General features: G+C 68.8%; 17 protein-coding genes. 7 read left to right on the plus strand and 10 right to left on the minus strand.

Features of this window, described 5'->3' with window-relative positions; genetic code table 11:
- The first annotated feature begins 65 nt into the window (after positions 1 to 65).
- The 4 genes from QX204_RS23765 (at position 66) to QX204_RS23780 (ending at position 5,785) form a co-directional block, all read left to right on the plus strand.
- Positions 66 to 869, plus strand: coding sequence for a class I SAM-dependent methyltransferase (locus tag QX204_RS23765; RefSeq protein WP_301902433.1), 804 nt, complete (start codon positions 66 to 68; stop codon positions 867 to 869).
- Positions 866 to 2,410, plus strand: coding sequence for a 1,4-alpha-glucan branching protein domain-containing protein (locus QX204_RS23770; protein WP_301902435.1), 1,545 nt, complete (start codon positions 866 to 868; stop codon positions 2,408 to 2,410). Before QX204_RS23765 ends, QX204_RS23770 begins: the two co-directional genes overlap by 4 nt.
- Positions 2,407 to 3,660, plus strand: coding sequence for a glycosyltransferase family 4 protein (locus QX204_RS23775; protein WP_301902436.1), 1,254 nt, complete (start codon positions 2,407 to 2,409; stop codon positions 3,658 to 3,660). The genes QX204_RS23770 and QX204_RS23775 overlap by 4 nt, the downstream gene beginning before the upstream one ends.
- A 175-nt stretch (positions 3,661 to 3,835) precedes the next feature.
- Positions 3,836 to 5,785: a TerD family protein gene (locus QX204_RS23780; RefSeq protein WP_301902438.1), complete on the plus strand. Its 1,950-nt coding sequence runs from the start codon at positions 3,836 to 3,838 to the stop codon at positions 5,783 to 5,785.
- Positions 5,786 to 5,824: 39 nt separating this feature from the next.
- On the opposite strand, the gene QX204_RS23785 is transcribed toward QX204_RS23780, so the two are convergent.
- Positions 5,825 to 7,135 (minus strand): putative glycoside hydrolase, encoded by a 1,311-nt coding sequence (locus tag QX204_RS23785; protein ID WP_301902439.1) that lies wholly within the window; start codon positions 7,133 to 7,135, stop codon positions 5,825 to 5,827.
- Between the two features lie 184 nt (positions 7,136 to 7,319).
- Here QX204_RS23785 and QX204_RS23790 point away from each other — a divergent pair, with 184 nt between their 5' ends.
- Complete coding sequence (locus QX204_RS23790) at positions 7,320 to 8,312, plus strand: polysaccharide deacetylase family protein (RefSeq protein ID WP_301902441.1); 993 nt, start codon at positions 7,320 to 7,322, stop codon at positions 8,310 to 8,312.
- A gap of 11 nt (positions 8,313 to 8,323) precedes the next feature.
- Here QX204_RS23790 and QX204_RS23795 read toward each other — a convergent pair whose 3' ends face one another.
- Positions 8,324 to 9,616, minus strand: coding sequence for a BamB-related PQQ repeat family beta-propellar protein (locus tag QX204_RS23795; RefSeq protein WP_301902442.1), 1,293 nt, complete (start codon positions 9,614 to 9,616; stop codon positions 8,324 to 8,326).
- Positions 9,617 to 9,738: 122 nt separating this feature from the next.
- Between QX204_RS23795 and QX204_RS23800 the strand changes: the two genes are divergently transcribed.
- Positions 9,739 to 10,485 carry an acyltransferase gene (locus QX204_RS23800; protein WP_301902444.1) on the plus strand — a complete coding sequence of 249 codons (747 nt, stop codon included), beginning with the start codon at positions 9,739 to 9,741 and terminating at the stop codon, positions 10,483 to 10,485.
- Between the two features lie 64 nt (positions 10,486 to 10,549).
- Positions 10,550 to 11,089, plus strand: coding sequence for a DUF1697 domain-containing protein (locus QX204_RS23805; protein ID WP_301902446.1), 540 nt, complete (start codon positions 10,550 to 10,552; stop codon positions 11,087 to 11,089).
- A 4-nt stretch (positions 11,090 to 11,093) separates the two neighbouring features.
- On the opposite strand, the gene QX204_RS23810 is transcribed toward QX204_RS23805, so the two are convergent.
- From QX204_RS23810 to QX204_RS23845, 8 genes are all read right to left on the minus strand, one after another.
- Positions 11,094 to 11,300 carry a helix-hairpin-helix domain-containing protein gene (locus QX204_RS23810; protein WP_301902448.1) on the minus strand — a complete coding sequence of 69 codons (207 nt, stop codon included), beginning with the start codon at positions 11,298 to 11,300 and terminating at the stop codon, positions 11,094 to 11,096.
- A 67-nt stretch (positions 11,301 to 11,367) separates the two neighbouring features.
- Positions 11,368 to 12,546: a THUMP-like domain-containing protein gene (locus QX204_RS23815; protein ID WP_301902449.1), complete on the minus strand. Its 1,179-nt coding sequence runs from the start codon at positions 12,544 to 12,546 to the stop codon at positions 11,368 to 11,370.
- A complete protein-coding gene (locus tag QX204_RS23820) occupies positions 12,547 to 13,524 on the minus strand; it encodes a class I SAM-dependent methyltransferase (protein ID WP_301902450.1) in 978 nt (325 codons plus the stop codon).
- A 107-nt stretch (positions 13,525 to 13,631) separates the two neighbouring features.
- Complete coding sequence (locus QX204_RS23825; RefSeq protein ID WP_301902451.1) at positions 13,632 to 14,408, minus strand: enoyl-CoA hydratase-related protein; 777 nt, start codon at positions 14,406 to 14,408, stop codon at positions 13,632 to 13,634.
- Between the two features lie 10 nt (positions 14,409 to 14,418).
- Positions 14,419 to 15,225: an NUDIX hydrolase gene (locus QX204_RS23830; RefSeq protein ID WP_301902453.1), complete on the minus strand. Its 807-nt coding sequence runs from the start codon at positions 15,223 to 15,225 to the stop codon at positions 14,419 to 14,421.
- A 147-nt stretch (positions 15,226 to 15,372) separates the two neighbouring features.
- On the minus strand, positions 15,373 to 16,209 hold the full coding sequence (locus tag QX204_RS23835; RefSeq protein ID WP_301902454.1) for an ABC transporter ATP-binding protein: 837 nt from the start codon (positions 16,207 to 16,209) through the stop codon (positions 15,373 to 15,375).
- A gap of 18 nt (positions 16,210 to 16,227) precedes the next feature.
- Positions 16,228 to 16,386: a hypothetical protein gene (locus QX204_RS23840; protein ID WP_301902456.1), complete on the minus strand. Its 159-nt coding sequence runs from the start codon at positions 16,384 to 16,386 to the stop codon at positions 16,228 to 16,230.
- Positions 16,387 to 16,524: 138 nt separating this feature from the next.
- Entirely contained in the window at positions 16,525 to 17,307 is a 783-nt protein-coding gene (locus QX204_RS23845) for an aminoacyl-tRNA hydrolase (RefSeq protein ID WP_301902458.1), read from the minus strand.
- Positions 17,308 to 17,330: the final 23 nt, after the last annotated feature.

A 17,330-nucleotide genomic window follows, 5' to 3' on the forward strand; every position in this document is an offset into this window, starting at 1 on the left:
TAACCTACCTGCGCAAGAGGTCCCTGACTCCTGCGTGAACCGGCGGTACCAGTAACCTCGGACCAATGAGCGAGGCTGTGATCCCTGCCGCACCCGTGGCCGCAACACATGAACCACTGCCGTTGACCGGCGAGCGGACGGTGCCCGGCATCGCCGAGGAGAACTACTGGTTCCGTCGGCACGAGATCGCCTATGCCCGGCTGCTCGACCGCTGCACCGACAAGATCGTGCTCGAGGCGGGCTCGGGCGAGGGCTACGGCGCCGACATGATCGCGGGCGTGGCCCAGCGCGTCACCGGTCTGGACTACGACGAGAGCGCCGTCGCGCACGTCCGCGCGCGCTACCCGCGCGTGGAGATGATCCAGGGCAACCTGGCCGCGCTGCCCCTCGACGACGAATCCGTCGACGTCGTGGTGAATTTCCAAGTCATCGAACACCTCTGGGACCAGGGACAGTTCCTGCGCGAATGCCTGCGGGTGCTCCGCCCCGGCGGTGTGCTGCTGATCAGCACCCCGAATCGGATCACCTTCTCCCCCGGTCGCGACACCCCGCTCAACCCGTTCCACACCCGCGAACTCAATGCCGCCGAGCTGACCGAACTGCTCGTCGAGGCCGGGTTCACCGTCTCCGAGATGCTGGGCGTGCACCACGGCGCGAGCCTGAAAGCGTTGGACGCCAAGCACGGTGGGTCGTTCATCGACGCCCAGATCGAGCGCGCGCTGGCCGGTGAGCCGTGGCCCGCCGACCTCACCGCCGACGTCGCCGCCGTCACGATCGACGATTTCGACCTGCGTGCGGGCGATATCGACGCGAGCTTGGATCTGGTCGCGATCGCCGCAAAGGCAGAGGTCGGGCAGGCAAGAAATTGACCGGTTCCCGCTCCGCCGTGCCGGGTCAGTTCACGCTGGTCCTGCACTCCCACCTGCCCTGGCTCGCCCATCACGGGCGCTGGCCGGTCGGCGAGGAATGGCTCTACCAGTCCTGGGCCGCGTCCTATCTGCCGCTGGTCCGGGCACTAAAAAACCTTGCCGCCGAGGGGCGTTCGCATCTGCTCAGCCTCGGCATCACGCCGGTGCTCGCCGCGCAGCTCGACGATCCGCACTGCCTCGCGGGTATGCACCACTGGCTGGGCAACTGGCAGTTGCGCGCCAACGAGGCGTCGATGTCGGGCAATGTGGCGCTGGGCCGTCATGAACATCGGCTCGCCGCGGCGGCGCTGGCCGATTTCGAACAGAACTGGAAGCACGGCGGTTCGCCGGTATGGCGTTCGCTGATCGACGCCGACGCGATCGAACTGCTCGGCGGACCCCTCGCGCACCCCTTCCAGCCGCTGCTCGACCCGCGCCTGCGCCAGTTCCAGCTCACCGAGGGCCTGGCCGACGCGCGACTGCGCTGGGGCACCACGCCGACGGGCATCTGGGCACCGGAATGCGGCTACACCCCCGGCATGGAACGCGCTTACGACGCCGCGGGCATCACCCACTTCATGGTCGACGGTCCGTCGCTGCGCGGCGACACCTCGCTCGGCAGGCCGGTCCGCGATGCCGAGGTCCTCGCCTTCGGGCGCGACCTGGCCGTCAGTTACCGGGTCTGGTCGCCGAAACAGGGCTACCCCGGCCAGAGCGCCTACCGCGATTTCCATCACTACGACCACGCGACCGGGCTCAAACCCTCGCGCGTCACCGGCAAGACCGTCGACGGTCCTGACAAGGCCCCTTACGATCCCGAACTGGCGGCCGAAGCGGTCACCCGCGACGTCGCCGACTTCGTCGAGACCGTCCGCGCGCGGCTGATCGAGGAGTCCGCGCGGATCGGCAGGCCCGCCCTCGTGGTGGCCGCGTTCGACACCGAACTGTTCGGGCACTGGTGGCACGAGGGGCCGCAGTGGCTGGAGCAGGTGCTGCGCGCGCTGCCCGAAGCGGGCGTGAACGTCGGCACCCTCGCCGATGCCCGCGAGAACGGCTTCGTCGGCGAACCCGTGCAGCTCAACGACTCATCGTGGGGTTCCGGCAAGGACTGGCGGGTGTGGGCGGGCGACCAGGTGGCCGACCTCGTCGAGCTCAACGCCGACATCGTTCGCCTGGCGCTGGACACCCTCGACAAGGTGCGTCGCGACGGGTCCCTGCGCGACCCGGTCGCCGATCAGTTGCTGCGTGAGGCGATTCTCACCGTGTCCAGCGACTGGGCGTTCATGGTCAGCAAGGACTCCGCCGCCGGGTACGCCCGCGATCGGGCGCACGAACACGCGCACGCCGTCCGCGAGCTCGCCGAGGCGATCGGCGCCGGACAGTTCGCCAAAGCGACCCGTCTCGCGGCAGGATGGGCGATGGCCGACGGATTCTTCCCTGGTCTGGACGCGCGGCGGTTGCCGACCGCTGTCCCGTCGGCCGCCGTTGAAGGATCCGCATGAAGATTTTGATGGTGTCGTGGGAGTACCCGCCGGTCGTGGTCGGTGGGCTCGGTCGGCATGTGCATCACCTGGCCGTCGAGCTGGCCGCGGCCGGTCACGAGGTCGTCGTCCTGGCACGTCGGCCGACGGGCACCGACTCGGTCACCCACCCCACCCACTCCTACATCGCCGACGGCGTGCTCGTCGTCGCGGTGGCCGAGGACCCGCCGTGCTTCGACTTCGGCGAGGACATGCTCGCCTGGACGCTGGCGATGGGGCACGCGATGGTGCGTGCCGGAGTGGCACTGGGCAAGCCCGGCGTGGGCGAGGGCTGGACGCCCGATGTGGTGCACGCGCACGACTGGCTCGTCGCGCACCCGTCGATCGCGCTCGCCGAGTACTACGACGTGCCGCTCGTGTCGACGATCCACGCCACCGAGGCCGGGCGGCACAGCGGCTGGGTCTCGGGCCGGGTCAACAAGCAGGTCCACTCGGTCGAGTGGTGGCTGACCAACGAATCCGATCAGCTCATCACCTGCTCGACCTCCATGCAGGACGAGGTCGAGCGCCTCTACGGTCCCGAGCTTCCCCCGATCACGGTGATCCGCAACGGTATCGACGTCGGCTCGTGGACCTTCCGCAACCGCGCACCACGCTCCGGTCCGCCGCGTCTGCTCTACGTCGGCCGCCTCGAGTACGAGAAGGGCGTGCAGGACGCGATCGCCGCGCTCCCCCGCATCCGCCGCGCCCACCCCGGCACCACACTCACCATCGCCGGCATCGGCACCCAGTTCGAGTGGCTGCGTGAACGCGCCCGCGTGCACCGCGTCGCCCGCGCGGTCCACTTCGTCGGCAGTCTCGGCCACGAAGAACTGCTGGGCTGGCTGCACGGCGCCGACGCCATCGTCCTGCCGAGCCGCTACGAACCCTTCGGCATCGTCGCCCTCGAGGCCGCCGCCGCGGGCGTGCCGCTGATCGCCTCCACCGCGGGCGGCCTCGGCGAAGCCGTGATCGACGGCGTCACCGGCGCGTCCTTCGCCCCCGCCGACATCGACGGCCTGGTAGACGCCACCCGCGCCGTCCTCGACGACCCGGCCACCGCCCAGGCCCGCGCCCGCACGGCCCGAGAACGCCTCACCGCCGACTTCGCCTGGGACGTGGTAGCCGCCGAAACCGCCCAGGTCTACTCCGCCGCCAAACGCCGAGTCCGCACCTCCCTCGGCCGCCCCGACATCGTGGAACGCCCACTCCCGGAACGGGATCCGAAGTAGGCCCATTCACCATTCACCAAAGGCTTCAAACGTGATCTGTGTAACACGGTAGGTTTCGCCGCCGACAACCCTCGGCACCGCATGCAATCGCGGTGTGCGGCAAGGGGGTCAGCGAGCGGGTCGGCTGCATCAGCCTTGCGACTGACTGCCGACCATCGAAGGGTGAACCGCCATCGTGACGTCTCCGCTGCTGTCCAAGGGCCAGAACATTCCGCTTCCCGAAGATGTCGACCGCATCGACATCGTGATCGGCTGGCCGGAACCCGAGCTCGAGGTCGACGCCTCCGCGCTGCTACTCGGCGCCGATCGGCGCGTCGGATCCGACGCTGATTTCGTCTTCTACAACCAGACCGAATCATCCGACGGCTCAGTGCGTTTCCTCGGGACGAGCGCCACCGAGGAAGGAAAACAAGCCAGGATCTCGATCGAGCTGTCGGCGGTTCCCGCACACGTACACACCATCGCGCTGGCGGGCAGCGTCGGCGAGGGCACCTTCGGGGCACTGGGCAAACTCGCCTTCCACGTCATCGATCCCGCCGGACACTCACTGGCCGAATACCTCACCGCCGACGCGGATACCGAGTCGGCCTTCGTGTTCGGCGAGGTATATCGACGAAACGGCAGCTGGAAGGTACGGGCTGTCGGGCAGGGATGGGACACGGGATTGTGCGGGCTCGCCACCGATTTCGGTGTCGCGGTCGAAAACCCCGAACCCGCGGCCGTCGAGACAGTCGAGCCGGAAGTCGTTGCTCCCGAGTCACGGGCGGTTCAGGCGCCGGCTCGTGGCGTGGTGACCACCAGGCGCGTGGTGCGCAAAACCAAACCGATCGAATTCCGGCAGGCCGAATCCGACGCCTGGCAGCCCGCTCGCCTGTTCTCGGTCATCGGGGTGGGAGCGGGCGAGGAGCAGGAGCGGCGCACCACCTCCGCGCTCATCGCCACCATGCAGGCCGTCCGTCCTTTCGCCCGCGCCATCTGTGCCCGGATGGGCGCGCCCGCGGGAGCTTTCGAGGGCTACCTCGAAGTGCAGTACGAAACGGGCGACACCAAGGTCATCCCGGATGCGGTACTGAAGGTGAGCCGCGGCGCCAAGCAGTGGACCGGTCTGCTGGAAGTGAAGACGGGCAACGGCAAGCTCCGGCGGGACCAGTTGGAGAGTTACCTCGATGTCGCGCGGCGAAAGAAGTACGACGCCGTCGTCAGCCTGTCCAACGACATCCCCGCCGGGCCGGGCGAACTGCCCGTCCAAGTGGACCGCCGCAAGCTGACGAAGGTCGCACTGCGCCATCTGTCGTGGGCCGAAGTGGCCCACGAGGCGCGCATGCTCGCCACGCACGGTGGCATCGACGACGCCCTGCAAGCGTGGATTCTCGCCGAGTTCCTGCGATTCCTCGACCATCCCCGTTCGGGCGCGGCCGAATTCGTCGATATGGGCAGGCACTGGGTCACCGTCCGAGACTCCGTCACCCAGGGCACCCTGCGGGCGGGGGACGCGAAAGCGCTGACGGTCGCCGACACCTGGGTATCACTGTGCAGGCACCTCGCCTTGCGACTCACGGCCGAGCTCGGCGTCGAGGTCAAGCATGTTCTCGCCCGCAAGTTCCAGTCCGATCCGGCCGCGCGTGCCGCCGCCGTGGCCGACCGTCTGGCCACCGACGGTTCGTTCGAAGCCGTCCTCCGCATCCCCGAAACCGCAGGCGACCTCACCGTCATCGCTGATGTGCGTACCAACAAGGTCCGCTGCCGCACCACCATCGCCGCACCCGACGAAGGCACCCAGGCTCGGCGCGTGTCCTGGCTGACCAAGCAACTCACCGACGCATCCGGCCGCGTCCAGGTCGAAGCCGTCTTCGCCGAACGTGGCAACGAAACCTGCGAATTCCTCGACACCGTCCGCACCACCCCCAAGTCACTCATCGACGGCCGCACCAGCCCGATCGTCTCGTTCACCCTCGACCAGACCTTCCCGATGGGCAGCAAACGTTCCGGCACCGCGGCCAGCTTCATCGCCAGCGTCACCACGGCCACCGACGCCTTCTACGGATCGGTGGTGCAACCTCTGCGCGAGTGGGTTCCCGCGGCCCCCAAACAGGCCGATGTCACTGCGACGGAGCCGGTCGCGTAGTTCTACGACCGCTCGGCGGATGTGCGAGATCCTGGGCCGTCACCTGTGGGGCGGCTCAGGAAGGGTGGAGACCAGACCGCCGCCGTGGTAGCGGGTGGCGGCGTTCCAGAGGAAGAAGCTGTCGATGCCCGCGTCTCGGGTGGCGTCGATCTGGGCGCGGAGTTCGGCGTCGCCGTAGGTGACGCCGAGGCTGAAGTCTTGGAGCCAGGGGGCCACTTTCGCGCCGGTGCCCGCGGTGGCCGCTCGGAAGTCTTGCAATGAGCGGAAGACGATGTCGTAGGGCTGGGCGTTGGGGTTCGCGACGCCGTATTCGCCGGGGCCCCAATGCGATGGGTAGATCATGGGCGCCACGAAGTCGACGCTGCGCGACATCAGGGGGATGTCCTGGGCGATCTCGTCGGGGCGGGTGGAGGCGATTCCGTAGACCGCGGCGCTCAGGTGTGCGCCCGCCAGGTGCACGGGGTAGCGGCTCTCGGCGAGGAAGCCCGCGACCGCGGTGGCGGGCGTGGTGGCGAGTCCGGCGAAATTCATGCTGGTCAGGCTGCCGTCCGGGCGGCGGACGTAGTCGTACATGATGCCGTCGAAGCCGAGCTGCGCGGCTTCCACCGCGAGAGCGATGTTGTATTGCCGTACTTCGGGATCGGCGAAATTGGTGAACGCGACCGGCCCGTAGTGGCTGGAATAGGGCTGCCCGGAGGGATTCTGGACAACCCAGTCGGGCCTGCCGTTGTGCCAGGCCCAGCTCGCGAGAGTCGGATCGCGGAACGCGACGATGCGGCCGACCACCTGCAGGCCCATATCGTGCAATTGCCGCAGGGCGGCCGGTGCATCGTAAATTGCTGCGGTGGCGCCGGATTCGAGGGCAAGCGGGACCTGGGAGGCGTAGCCGACCACGCCGTCCTCGTCCTTGATATCGAGCTGCACGGTATCGATACGGCCTTCGCGGGCGAGGTCGAGGACAGCTTCGCGCAGGCCCTCGTGCGACCAGGCGTGCGCGGTGACGTGCACCGCGCGCATCCTCGGCAGCGTGCTCTGCGTGACCACGGTGCTCGCGGCCTGATTGCCCTGGGCGTCCACCGCGACGACCTCGAAAGCCGGGGCCCAGCGCACCGAGAGCTCGAAGGTCCCGTCGGCGGCGGGAACCACCGAATCCGGTCCGATGGATACGCGCACCGCGTCGACGGCCGTGCCGCGCACCACGACCGGCGCGCGATAGGAACTCACGGGCTCGGGCGGCGCCACCCGGAGCGTCGGCGGCACGGTGTCCGCGGACGGCAACTCGGCCGATCTACTCAGCGCGAATCCGGCCACCAGGGAGACGACCAGCGCCGCGAGACCGACACCGATCACGGGGGCCATCCATCGCCGCCGATCGGCCCATCGGAGCTGCAATCCCAACGTCAACACCGCCTTCCAAAAACACTGACGCGCCAACTATTTCGCAGTTCCGACAGGGTGTACTCGGTATCGATAGATCGACTGTAATCCGTCGCCGCGGCGTAATATCGCATTGATGATGGGCGGTTCGAACACAATGTTGTGGCTCGCGTCGGCGGTAACGCTGGCCGCAGCGCTCACGGCCTGCGCGGCGGTGGACAACGAAGCGGTGTCGACGAGTCAACCGTCCGCGCCCGCGACGACAACGAAGCCCGCGCCGCCGAATCCGGCCGAGATCGCCGCCAACGAATTGGGATTCGTCCCGGTGCTCATGTATCACCAGATCGCACCGAACCCGGCGGGCGAATACGACCAGACGCCGGCGGAGTTCCGCGACGAACTGGAGCGGCTCTACCGCGAGAACTATCGCCCGGTGACCGCCGCGCAATACATCGCGGGCGACCTCGACCTGCCCGCCGGTACCCACCCGGTGGTGCTCACCTTCGACGATTCCACCAGCAGCCAAGTCGATTTCACCGATTCCGGCGCGGTGGCACCGGACAGTGCCGCGGGCATCCTCGCCGAATTCGCCGGCCGCTACCCGGACTTCCGGCCGGTGGCCACCTTCTACGTCAACAACGACCCCTTCGGCGGCGACCCGCGCGCGCTGCCGTGGCTGATCGCCAACGGCCACGAAATAGGCGCGCACACCGCTGATCACGCGAATCTCGCGACCTTGGACGCCGACAATGTGCAACGCGAACTCGTGCAGAACGTGCGCGCGGTGACCACGGCCGCGCCGGGCGTCACCGTGCGCACCATGGCCCTACCGCTCGGCATCTTTCCCCGCGATCACGCGCTGGCCACGGCGGGCGTCTGGGACGGCACGCCCTACCGCTTCGACGCCGTGATGCTGGTCGGCTCCAACCCCGCCCCGGCCCCGTTCGGCGCGATCGACCCCGGCGCGGTGCCGCGCATCCGATCGGGCCGGGGTGCGGTCCCGTTCGATTCGGCCTATTGGCTGGACTGGCTCGCCGCGAACCCGGACCAGCGCTACACCGCCGACGGCGACCCCGCGCGTATCTCCTTCACCCGCCAGCGCGCGACGGAACTCGACGTGCGCTGGCAGGACCGAGCCAACCCGTACTGAGGTCGACCCGGTCAGGCGTCCGGTGTGAAGGCGAAGATCTCGCCGAGGCGGGTGGCGACGACGACTTCGCCTTCGGGGCCGATGGAGGTACCGGTGGTGGTGCCGGTGGCCGCCGGAAGTGGGTCGGAGTCGACGGTGTTGCCGGTGCCGGTGTCGAAGGTGATGAGATTCAGACCCGCGCCGATGGCGGCGACGGTGTAGCCGATATCGCCCGCGGTTTGCGCCGGGGTGCCGCGCAGGGTGAGGTCCTTGCGCTCCCAGACGATCTCGGCCTTGTCACCGTTGTCGCGCAGTGCGGTCAGGAAGCCGTCGTCGCCCGCCGGGATGATCAGATCGCCCGCGACGGAGATGCCACCGCGCGGGGCCCACGGCAGGGGCTGAACCCAGCGGGTGGCACCGTCGGCGGTGTCGAGGGCGATCAGGCGCTTGCTGTTGTCGCCGATATAGACGGTGTCGCCGTCGGCGGACAGGGTCGGGCTGGTCGCGCTGCCACCGGTGAGGATCTCGGCGCTCCACTCCTGGGTCACGACGCCGTTGCCGTAGCGCATCGCGCGCAGGGCGGCGGCCTGCTTGCCCGGCTCCCAGACGGTGACGAAGAAGCGACCGGTCGACGGGTCGACGGCGGTGGTATTCGCGACGGCACAGCGGGGGCCGCCGACCTGGCAGTCGTCGAGGCCGTCGCCGGAGGCGGGGCGGGTGAGGCCGGGGTATTTCAGGAAGTCGGGTTCGCCGAGCAACTGCACCGTCGGCACTTCACGACCGCCGGTCTGACGGCTGAGCACGTCGACCTGGCCGGACTGGGTCACCGTCAGCAGCTTGCCGTCGCCGGTGAACTGGATGGCCACCGGGACGCCCGCGACGGGGGTGCGCCAGCGCGGCTGGCCGAGGTAGTTGAACGAATTCACCGCGCCGTCGTCACCGACGTAGACATTGCTGACCCCGTCGAGCACGGTCGGCGCTTCGATCGTCGACGGTCCGAGCGGGTTGCAGAAGCGTTTGCGGCCGGTGAGCATCTGGAAGGAGAAGATCGCGCAGTTGCCGGTGCTCGTGGTGACGAACATCTGGCCGTCGGCGCCGATCGTCAACGGCTGGGCGATCGGGCCACCCACCGGACGTGACCAGCTCAGCGACACCGACTCCGCACCCGACACCGGACTGCTGCTCGCATTGCCGCTGTCGTGATGCGTTGCGGGCCAACCCTTTCCGGCGCCGACGGTGATGTCGTCCACATCCGTACCGCACCCGGCCAGCGCCACCACACCGGCGGCAGCGAGCGAGGCAACGACGCGAGTCCGAGTTCGCACCTGCTGATCTCCCTGTGTAATCGGGGTATGGCACGGTAAGTGTGCCCTGCGAAAGTACTCTGTGTACCCGACGACCGAATCCCCGGGGCAGGCCCGGTGCGATCATGACGGGAGAGTAGTTCGTGACGAGCATGTGGGGCGCGCCGCTGAGCGCGCGCTGGCGTGGATCACGCCGCCGCGATCCGCAGCAGGCCCGCTTTCTGACCAGGGATTCGCTGCGCTGGGTGCTCGCCAACCGCGCCTACACGCCCTGGTACCTGGTGCGTTACTACCGCCTGGCCAAGTTCCGCCTGGCCAACCCGCATATCGTGCTGCGCGGAATGGTCTTCCTCGGCCGCAATGTGGAGATCCACGCGACCCCGGAATTCGCGCGCATGGAGATCGGCCGCTGGGTGCACATCGGCGACGGCAACGCCCTGCGCTGCCACGAGGGCTCGCTGCGCATCGGCGACAAGGTGGTGTTCGGCAAGGACAACGTCGTCAACACCTACCTCGACATCGAGATCGGTGAGTCGACCCTGGTCGCCGACTGGTGCTACATCTGCGACTTCGACCATCGCATGGACGACATCAACATGCCCATCAAGGACCAGGGCATCGTGAAGAGCCCCGTGCGCATCGGTCCCGACACCTGGATCGCGGCCAAGGTGACCGTCCTGCGCGATACCAGGGTGGGTCGTGGGTGCGTGCTCGGCGCGCACGCGGTGGTGCGCGGGGACGTCCCCGACTTCAGCATCGCCGTCGGCGCTCCCGCCAAGGTCGTGAAGAACCGCAAGGTCGCCTGGGATGCGAGCGCCGAGGAGCGCGAGGCCTACATGGCGGCGCTGGCCGACATCGAGCGCAAGAAGAACGCCGCGGCTCAGAGCTAGCATTTCGCGGACACGGGCGACGGAAGCACCGTGTCTGTCGGTGGGGGTCGGTACGGTCAGCATCGTGCAGAGTTATGCGGCGTTGCTGCGGGGGATCATGCCGACCAACCCGAACATGCGCAACGAGAAATTGCGCGGGGTGTTCGAGGGGCTGGGCTTCGAGAAGGTCGCCTCGGTGCTCACGAGCGGCAATATCGTCTTCCGCACCGCTGACGACCCCGCCGACCTGGAAGACCGCGTTCAGCAGGCGCTCAACGCCGAACTCGGCATCCCCGGCGGCACCATCATCCGCAGCCATCCCGAACTGCGCGCGCTCCTGGACCGCGACCCGTTCGAGGGCCTCCCCCACGAACGCGGCTCCTATCTCACCGTCACCTTCTTCAAGGCGAAGATGCGCGAAGCCGATACCAAAGCCTTCGACGACGTCCCCCTCACCCGCGTCATCGGCTACGACCGCAAGGCCCGCGCCTTCCTCACCGTCATCGACAACAGCACCGGCGCGACCCCCGACTTCATGGCCCGCCTGGAGAAGACCTACGGCAAGGACATCACCACCCGCACCTGGCTCACGGTGCAGCGGGTGGTGAAGAAGATGGAAGCCTGAGCCCTCAGTCGGCGAAGGCGAGGCCACGAGCTGTCAGTTCCGCACCGAGGATGCGGACGGATTTCGGCCCGACGCCGTGGATGGCGAGCAATTCTTTGGCACTGACCTGGGTGAGCTGTGCGTAGCTGGTATAGCCGTGCGCGGCCAGCTCCCGCGTCGCCACCTTGCCGATCTCCCGGGGGAATTCTGTCTCGGCCACCGCATCCGCCATCGTGCGCACCTTTCGTGTCCGGCTGTCTCTGACGACAGACTAGGCGCGGGCACCGACAGGTGAGCTGTCAGCGGGTGGGCGCGACTGCTCGGCAGAGGAAGACGACGCCGGCGCGGCCGATCCGGGTGATCACCAGGGTGTACGGCGTCGATCCCCGCTGCTTGAGCTTCTTGCGCAGGGCGTCGGGGTCGACATCCACGCCCCGGATGAGGATCTCCAGTGAGCCGCAGTCGCGGCGGGCGAGTTCCTGGCGCAGGGTCTTCTCGCGGAGTTCGAAGCGGCCTTCGATGCGAAAGCCGCGCATGCCCGTGGGGACCGTGTCGCCGGTGAGGTAGGCGATCTGTGGGTCGAGTTGCCAGAGGCCGTGTTTCGCGGCGTAGTGGCGCACGAGGCCGGCGCGGACGACAGCGCCGTCGGGGTCGATGATCCACTCGCCGGGGGCGCGCTCGGGGATGTCGTCGGGGGCGGCATCGGTGAGAGTTGTCGCGCCGCCGCGGGAGTCCAGGACGGTGGCGCGTCGGGTGACACCGGGCTCGGTGAGGCCGGGTGACCAGAGGCAGGCTTCGCGCACGGCGCCGTCGAGGGAGACGACCTCCACTTCGCCGTCCCAGCCGAGGCGGTCGAAATCCAGTCCGGGGGCGGACTTCACGGCGATATCGCGGCCCGCGTAGGCGGCGAGCAGATCCGGCAGCGGGGGTTGGAGCTTGGCGGGATCGTAGGTACGGCGACCGTCCGCTCGACGAGCCGGATCGGCGATGATCACGGTGTCGCGAGTGGTCGGGACGAGGGCATCGGCCTTGGCCAACACCATGTTTCGATCGACGGCTGCGAGATTATGGGCGGCCATGGCCAAGCGGACATCGTCGAGATCGCTGCCGACCACCGCCGGACAGGCCGCCGCCAGCTCGGACAGTTCCGCACCGATCGAGCAGGTCACGTCGTGGACCGCGCGACCGGCCAATCGAGCGGCCCGATGCCGGGCCACCAGCGCGGGTGTGGCCTGTTGCAGCGAGTCGTCGGTGAACAGCCACTCGCCCGCCGCGGGCAGCTTCACCACGGCCTTGCGCCGCAATCGCACGGTCTCGATCAGCGCGGGCGCCGCGTCACCGTGCGAACGACGCACCTGCTCGATATCGCGCAGGTGCGTCGCGGGGGTCAGCTCCAGCCGGGCGACCTCGGCGAGCGCGGCACAGCCTGCCGCACTGCCGAGATAGGCGACGTCGTCGCGGCCGAAGCGGTAGCCCACCTACTTCTGCGCCGCGCCCGGCTTCACGCCGGTGATCATCGCGTTGTAGAAGAACTCGCGCGGCACGACCTTGCGCAGCACGTTCTCGTCCAGCCAGCTCAGACCCAGCCACGCGCGGTACTGCGCCAGGCGGTACGGCATGGTCAGCTTCTCGTCGGGGACGGCGGCCTCGAAGGTGCGTACCGGCCAGCCCCACAGGGCGGCGGCGAGTTCCTCGGTGGTGGCCTTCACCTCGACGGCGCCCGCGGACTTCGCCTTCTTCTCGAGATCGCTCGGGTCGAAGGTGTGCAGGTCGACGACGGCCTCGAGCGCGGCGGCGCGAGAGGACTCGTCCAGCTCGGTCTGCGGACGACGCCAGCCGGACAGGAACGGCAGCTTGGTGATCTCGGTGGTCACCTTCCAGGTGGCCTGGCCGAGGCGACGGGCGTAGATGTTGCCGATGGTGGTCGGCTCACCGGCGAACACGAAGCGTCCGCCCGGCTTGAGCACGCGCAGGCACTCCTTGAGCGCCAGCTCCACGTCGGGGATGTGGTGCAGCACGGCGTGGCCGCAGACCAGATCGAAGGTGTCGTCGTCGTACGGGATGGTCTCGGCGTCGGCGACACGACCGTCGACATCCAGACCGAGGTGCTCGGCGTTGCGCAGGGCGACCTTCACCATGCCGGGCGAGAGGTCGGTGACCGAACCGGACTTGGCGACGCCGCCCTGCATCAGGTTGAGGAGGAAGAATCCGGTGCCACAGCCCAGCTCGAGCGCGCGCTCGTACGGCAGCGGAGCCGGGCCCACGGCGAGGTCGAACCGGCCGCGCGCATACGCGATACAGCGTTCGTCATAGGAGATCGACCACTTGTCGTCGTAGGTCTCCGCTTCCCAGTCGTGGTACAGGACCTGGGCGAGTTTGGTGTCTTTGCGCGCTGCTTCGACCTGGGCCGCGGTGGCGTGGGGGTTCGGCGCCGGGTCGTCGGGATGGACCGTCATAGAGGCCAGCCTAATATGTGTGTCTCGGCACGCCGCTGCTGGGACGAGGGACGGCCCTTTCACTCGCCCGGTCGGACCGGAACGGTTATTAACTTATCGGTAAGTTGCTACTTTCCGGTGAAGGTAGCGCTGTTCGGACCGTCGGCCGCGAATGTGCGGGTGCCGAGGCGGGCGTCGTCGGTGTCGAACAGTGCCGACCATTCGGTGACGGCGGTGGAGTGGCCGTGCGGCCCGGATTCGAAGACCGCCTTGGCGGCGGCGAGGGCGCGCGGGGCGGCGGTGACGAACTGGGCGGCCCAGGCGCGGGCGGCGGTGAGAACGTCGTCGGGGGCCACCACCTCGTCGACCAGCCCGAGCTTCGCGGCTTCCTCGGCATCGACGAAACGGCCGGTGTAGACGAGGTCCTTGGCGCGGGCGGCGCCGATGAGCAGCGAGAGTCGGCGAATGCCGGAGAGCGGGATCAGGCCGGCTTTGATCTGCGGAAGACCCAGTTTCACGTTGTCGCCGATGATCCGGTGATCGGCGCCGAGCGCGAGTTCGAGGCCCGCGCCGAGGCAGTAGCCGGTGATCGCGGCGACCGTCGGCTGCGGAACCCGCGCGAGACAACCGAGCGCGGCCTGCAGATCGGCGGCCATGGCAGCGGCCTGACCGGCGTCGAGCGCGGCCAGCTCCGACATCTCGTCGCCCGCGCTGAACACCCGCTCGTCGCCGTAGACGATCAGGGCCGAGACCCCGGGATGCTGGGCCACCGTGGCTGCCGCGGCCGCCACCTCACGGGCCAACTGGGCGTCGACGAGGTTCAGCGGCGGACGATCGATGCGCAGCAGCGCGACGCCACGGGTGGTCGGCTCGGCGGGCAGCTCGAGGGTCACGAATTCGGCCATGGGCCACAACCTACCGGCCGCCGAATGCACCCAACTGCGGGAGATCGTCGAAATACCGTTCGCTGTCGGGGAAGTCCGACAGCGGACGACCGCCCGCTCCCGGCGAATACTTCGGCATGATCGGCTCGATGACGCGGTCGGCGGCCAGCACGGCCGCGGTGTCGGCGAACCCGCACAGCGCGTCGAGCTGCGACCACGTCGGTGGCATCAGCACGTGTTCGCCCTCGCGCCAGCTCGTCAGGGCATCCTGCGGGGTCCGCCAGATCACCTGGGAGGCCTCGGAGGTGGCGCCGTCGGCGATCTGGCCCTGCGGGAGCACCGCGACGAAGAAGCGCGTGTCGTAGCGGCGGGGTTCGGCCTCGGGAGTGATCCAGTTCGACCACGGGCGCAGCAGATCGGCGCGCAGCACCAGGCCCTCGCTCGCGAGGAAATCGGCCAGCGACAGTTCACGGCGCTCGAGCTTGCCCCGCGCCTCGCGATAGCGCGCCGAGTCGTCGACCACAGTGTCCGCGGTCGGACCGGCGAGCAGCACTCCGCATTCCTCGAACGTCTCCCGCACGGCAGCGGCGACGAGCGCCTGCGCGCTCTGCTCGTCGGTGGCGAACCGCTTCGCCCACCACGCGGGTTCGGGGCCCGTCCAGGCGATGTCGGCCGTTCCGTCGGCAGCGTCGACACCACCGCCGGGGAACACCGTCACCCCGGCGGCGAACGCCATCGCCTTGACCCGACGCTGCAGGAACACCTCGATACCGGCCTCGCCGTCCCGCACCAGCATCACGGTCGACGCGTCCCGCGCGGGGACCCCGGACTCACTCATACCGTTCCTCTCCACCACCGAACCGACTGCTCGGCGACCGACACCGCGGCCTCCCGGCCGCAATCGGCTACCTCCTGCGAGCGCAGCCGACCTCTCAGCACCCTAACGCCCGCTTGGTCGACGGTGCGTCGAGATTCCTCTCAGCGGTCAGTTCCGGCGCCGATGCCCGCCCGAACGGCGAGCCCGCCGCGCGAACCAGCGACCGTCGATCCGGTCGAGGGCGATCGACTGGCTGAAGGCCCTGCTCAGATTCTCGGCGGTGACCACGTCGCCCAGGAGCCCCTGGCCAACCACCTCGCCTTCCTTGAGGAGCAGCGCATGGGTGAAGCCGGGCGGAATCTCCTCGACGTGATGGGTCACCAACACCATCGCGGGCGCGTCGGGGTCGGCGGCGAGATCGCCGAGACGCTCGACGAGTTCCTCACGCCCGCCCAGGTCCAGGCCCGCGGCCGGTTCGTCGAGCAGCAGCAGTTCCGGATCGGTCATCAGTGCGCGCGCGATCAGCACCCGTTTGCGTTCACCTTCGGACAGGGTGCCGTAGGTGCGGTCGGAGAGATGTTCGGCGCCCAGGGTTTCCAGCATGTCGACGGCACGTTCGGTATCGATGTCCTCGTAGCGCTCGCGCCAGCGGCCGAGCACCGCGTAGCCGGCCGAGACCACGAGGTCGCTGACCTTCTCGTCCACCGGGATCCGGCTGGCCACCGCCGCCGAGGACAGCCCGATGCGTGGTCGCAATTCGCTGACGTCGACGCGACCGAGCGTCTCCCCCAACAGATTCGCGCTACCAGAGGTCGGGTGGAGTTCGGCGGCGGCCATCCTCAACAGCGAGGTCTTGCCCGCGCCGTTCGGGCCGAGCACCACCCAGCGTTCGTCGAGCTCTACTTGCCAAGAGACAGGGCCGACCAGGGTTCGGCCCGAGCGGCGGATGGTCACGTCGGAGAAGTCGATGAGCAAATCGGGATCGGGTTGCGACACGCGCTCCATCTTGGCCCACGCGGGCTCTCAGCGCAGCGACCGGCCCGTACGAGATTCGTCGATCCTGGTCGTCGACGGGTCATTCGCATTGCGAAGTTCGCGACGCAACATCCGCGCGGCGACAAAGGAGACAGGCACCGACAGCGCGACCCAGACGATCAGGATCACCACAATTGTCGTCATCATCGCGGAACCTCCCTGTACCTCGACGTGCCCAGCTGTCCGTTACGTATACCCCCGGGGCACCCACGCCACACCGCGTTATCGCGGCGAGTCGCGAAAACCGCAACGTAACTGTCGGATTCGCCTGGTATGGCGAGGCGATCACTGCTGTGCGGGCACCGCGATCACCGTCATCGAGCCCGGCGCCACCTCGGTGAAACCGGCGTCGCGCACAGCCACCGCACGACCCGCCGCCACCTCGGCCACCAAGCCCGCCCACTGCTGTTCGTCCGCGTCGCGCACAGCGCACCGGAACCCGCGCCCTGCCCACGCGGCCGCCGCGTCCACGGGCAGCGCACCCGCCAGCAACATGCTGGCGTGCCCGACCTGCGCGGCCGCCTTGCCCACCGACATCGTCAACGCCGCGTTCACCCACAGCACCGGCGACGTCGGATCCGCCGGACCCGGCTCGTCATGGTCGAGGTCGGTGCCGCCGATCTGGAGTTTGCGGACGCGCTGATCGATCTCCCCGACCGGACCGGGGACGAACGCACGGGCCTGCGCGCCGTCGACATCGACAGTCACCCCGTCGACGTCACCCACGGCCGTCCACTGGGCGCCACGCGCGCGCCGGGCGACCTTCCTGATCCGCGACCGCTTCCACGCGAGATACCGCGGCTCCCACTCCCCTCCCGGCCCCGAACGTGGGTCGAGGCACACCGCGACGGCCGCGGCGGCCGCGGCTTCCAGCAATGCGCTGCGGGCGGGCGGATCGCTCTTGGGAATGTGCAACACCATCTGCATCGCCTGCACCATGGCCGGATCGTCGGGATCACCGGTGCCACCGTAGCCCTGCGCCAATTCCGCATGCGCGGCGGCGAATTCGGCCGCCTCGTCGCGGGCCGTCGCCTCGGCCTGCTCCTCGGTTTCCAACCCACTACTCATGCCACAACACCCGTTCGATCGAC

The sequence above is a fragment of the Nocardia sp. PE-7 genome (assembly GCF_030486425.1).
GTDB classification, from domain to species: domain Bacteria; phylum Actinomycetota; class Actinomycetes; order Mycobacteriales; family Mycobacteriaceae; genus Nocardia; species Nocardia salmonicida_A.

Excerpts from the sequence above, each read along its gene's own strand:
- QX204_RS23840 (WP_301902456.1), bottom strand. The coding sequence starts at position 16,386 with ATGATGACGACAATTGTGGTGATCCTGATCGTCTGGGTCGCGCTGTCG.
- QX204_RS23820 (WP_301902450.1), bottom strand. The coding sequence starts at position 13,524 with ATGACGGTCCATCCCGACGACCCGGCGCCGAACCCCCACGCCACCGCG.
- QX204_RS23845 (WP_301902458.1), bottom strand. The coding sequence starts at position 17,307 with ATGAGTAGTGGGTTGGAAACCGAGGAGCAGGCCGAGGCGACGGCCCGC.
- QX204_RS23765 (WP_301902433.1), top strand. The coding sequence starts at position 66 with ATGAGCGAGGCTGTGATCCCTGCCGCACCCGTGGCCGCAACACATGAA.
- QX204_RS23790 (WP_301902441.1), top strand. The coding sequence starts at position 7,320 with ATGTTGTGGCTCGCGTCGGCGGTAACGCTGGCCGCAGCGCTCACGGCC.
- QX204_RS23810 (WP_301902448.1), bottom strand. The coding sequence starts at position 11,300 with ATGGCGGATGCGGTGGCCGAGACAGAATTCCCCCGGGAGATCGGCAAG.
- QX204_RS23830 (WP_301902453.1), bottom strand. The coding sequence starts at position 15,225 with ATGAGTGAGTCCGGGGTCCCCGCGCGGGACGCGTCGACCGTGATGCTG.
- QX204_RS23825 (WP_301902451.1), bottom strand. The coding sequence starts at position 14,408 with ATGGCCGAATTCGTGACCCTCGAGCTGCCCGCCGAGCCGACCACCCGT.
- QX204_RS23835 (WP_301902454.1), bottom strand. The coding sequence starts at position 16,209 with ATGGAGCGCGTGTCGCAACCCGATCCCGATTTGCTCATCGACTTCTCC.
- QX204_RS23775 (WP_301902436.1), top strand. The coding sequence starts at position 2,407 with ATGAAGATTTTGATGGTGTCGTGGGAGTACCCGCCGGTCGTGGTCGGT.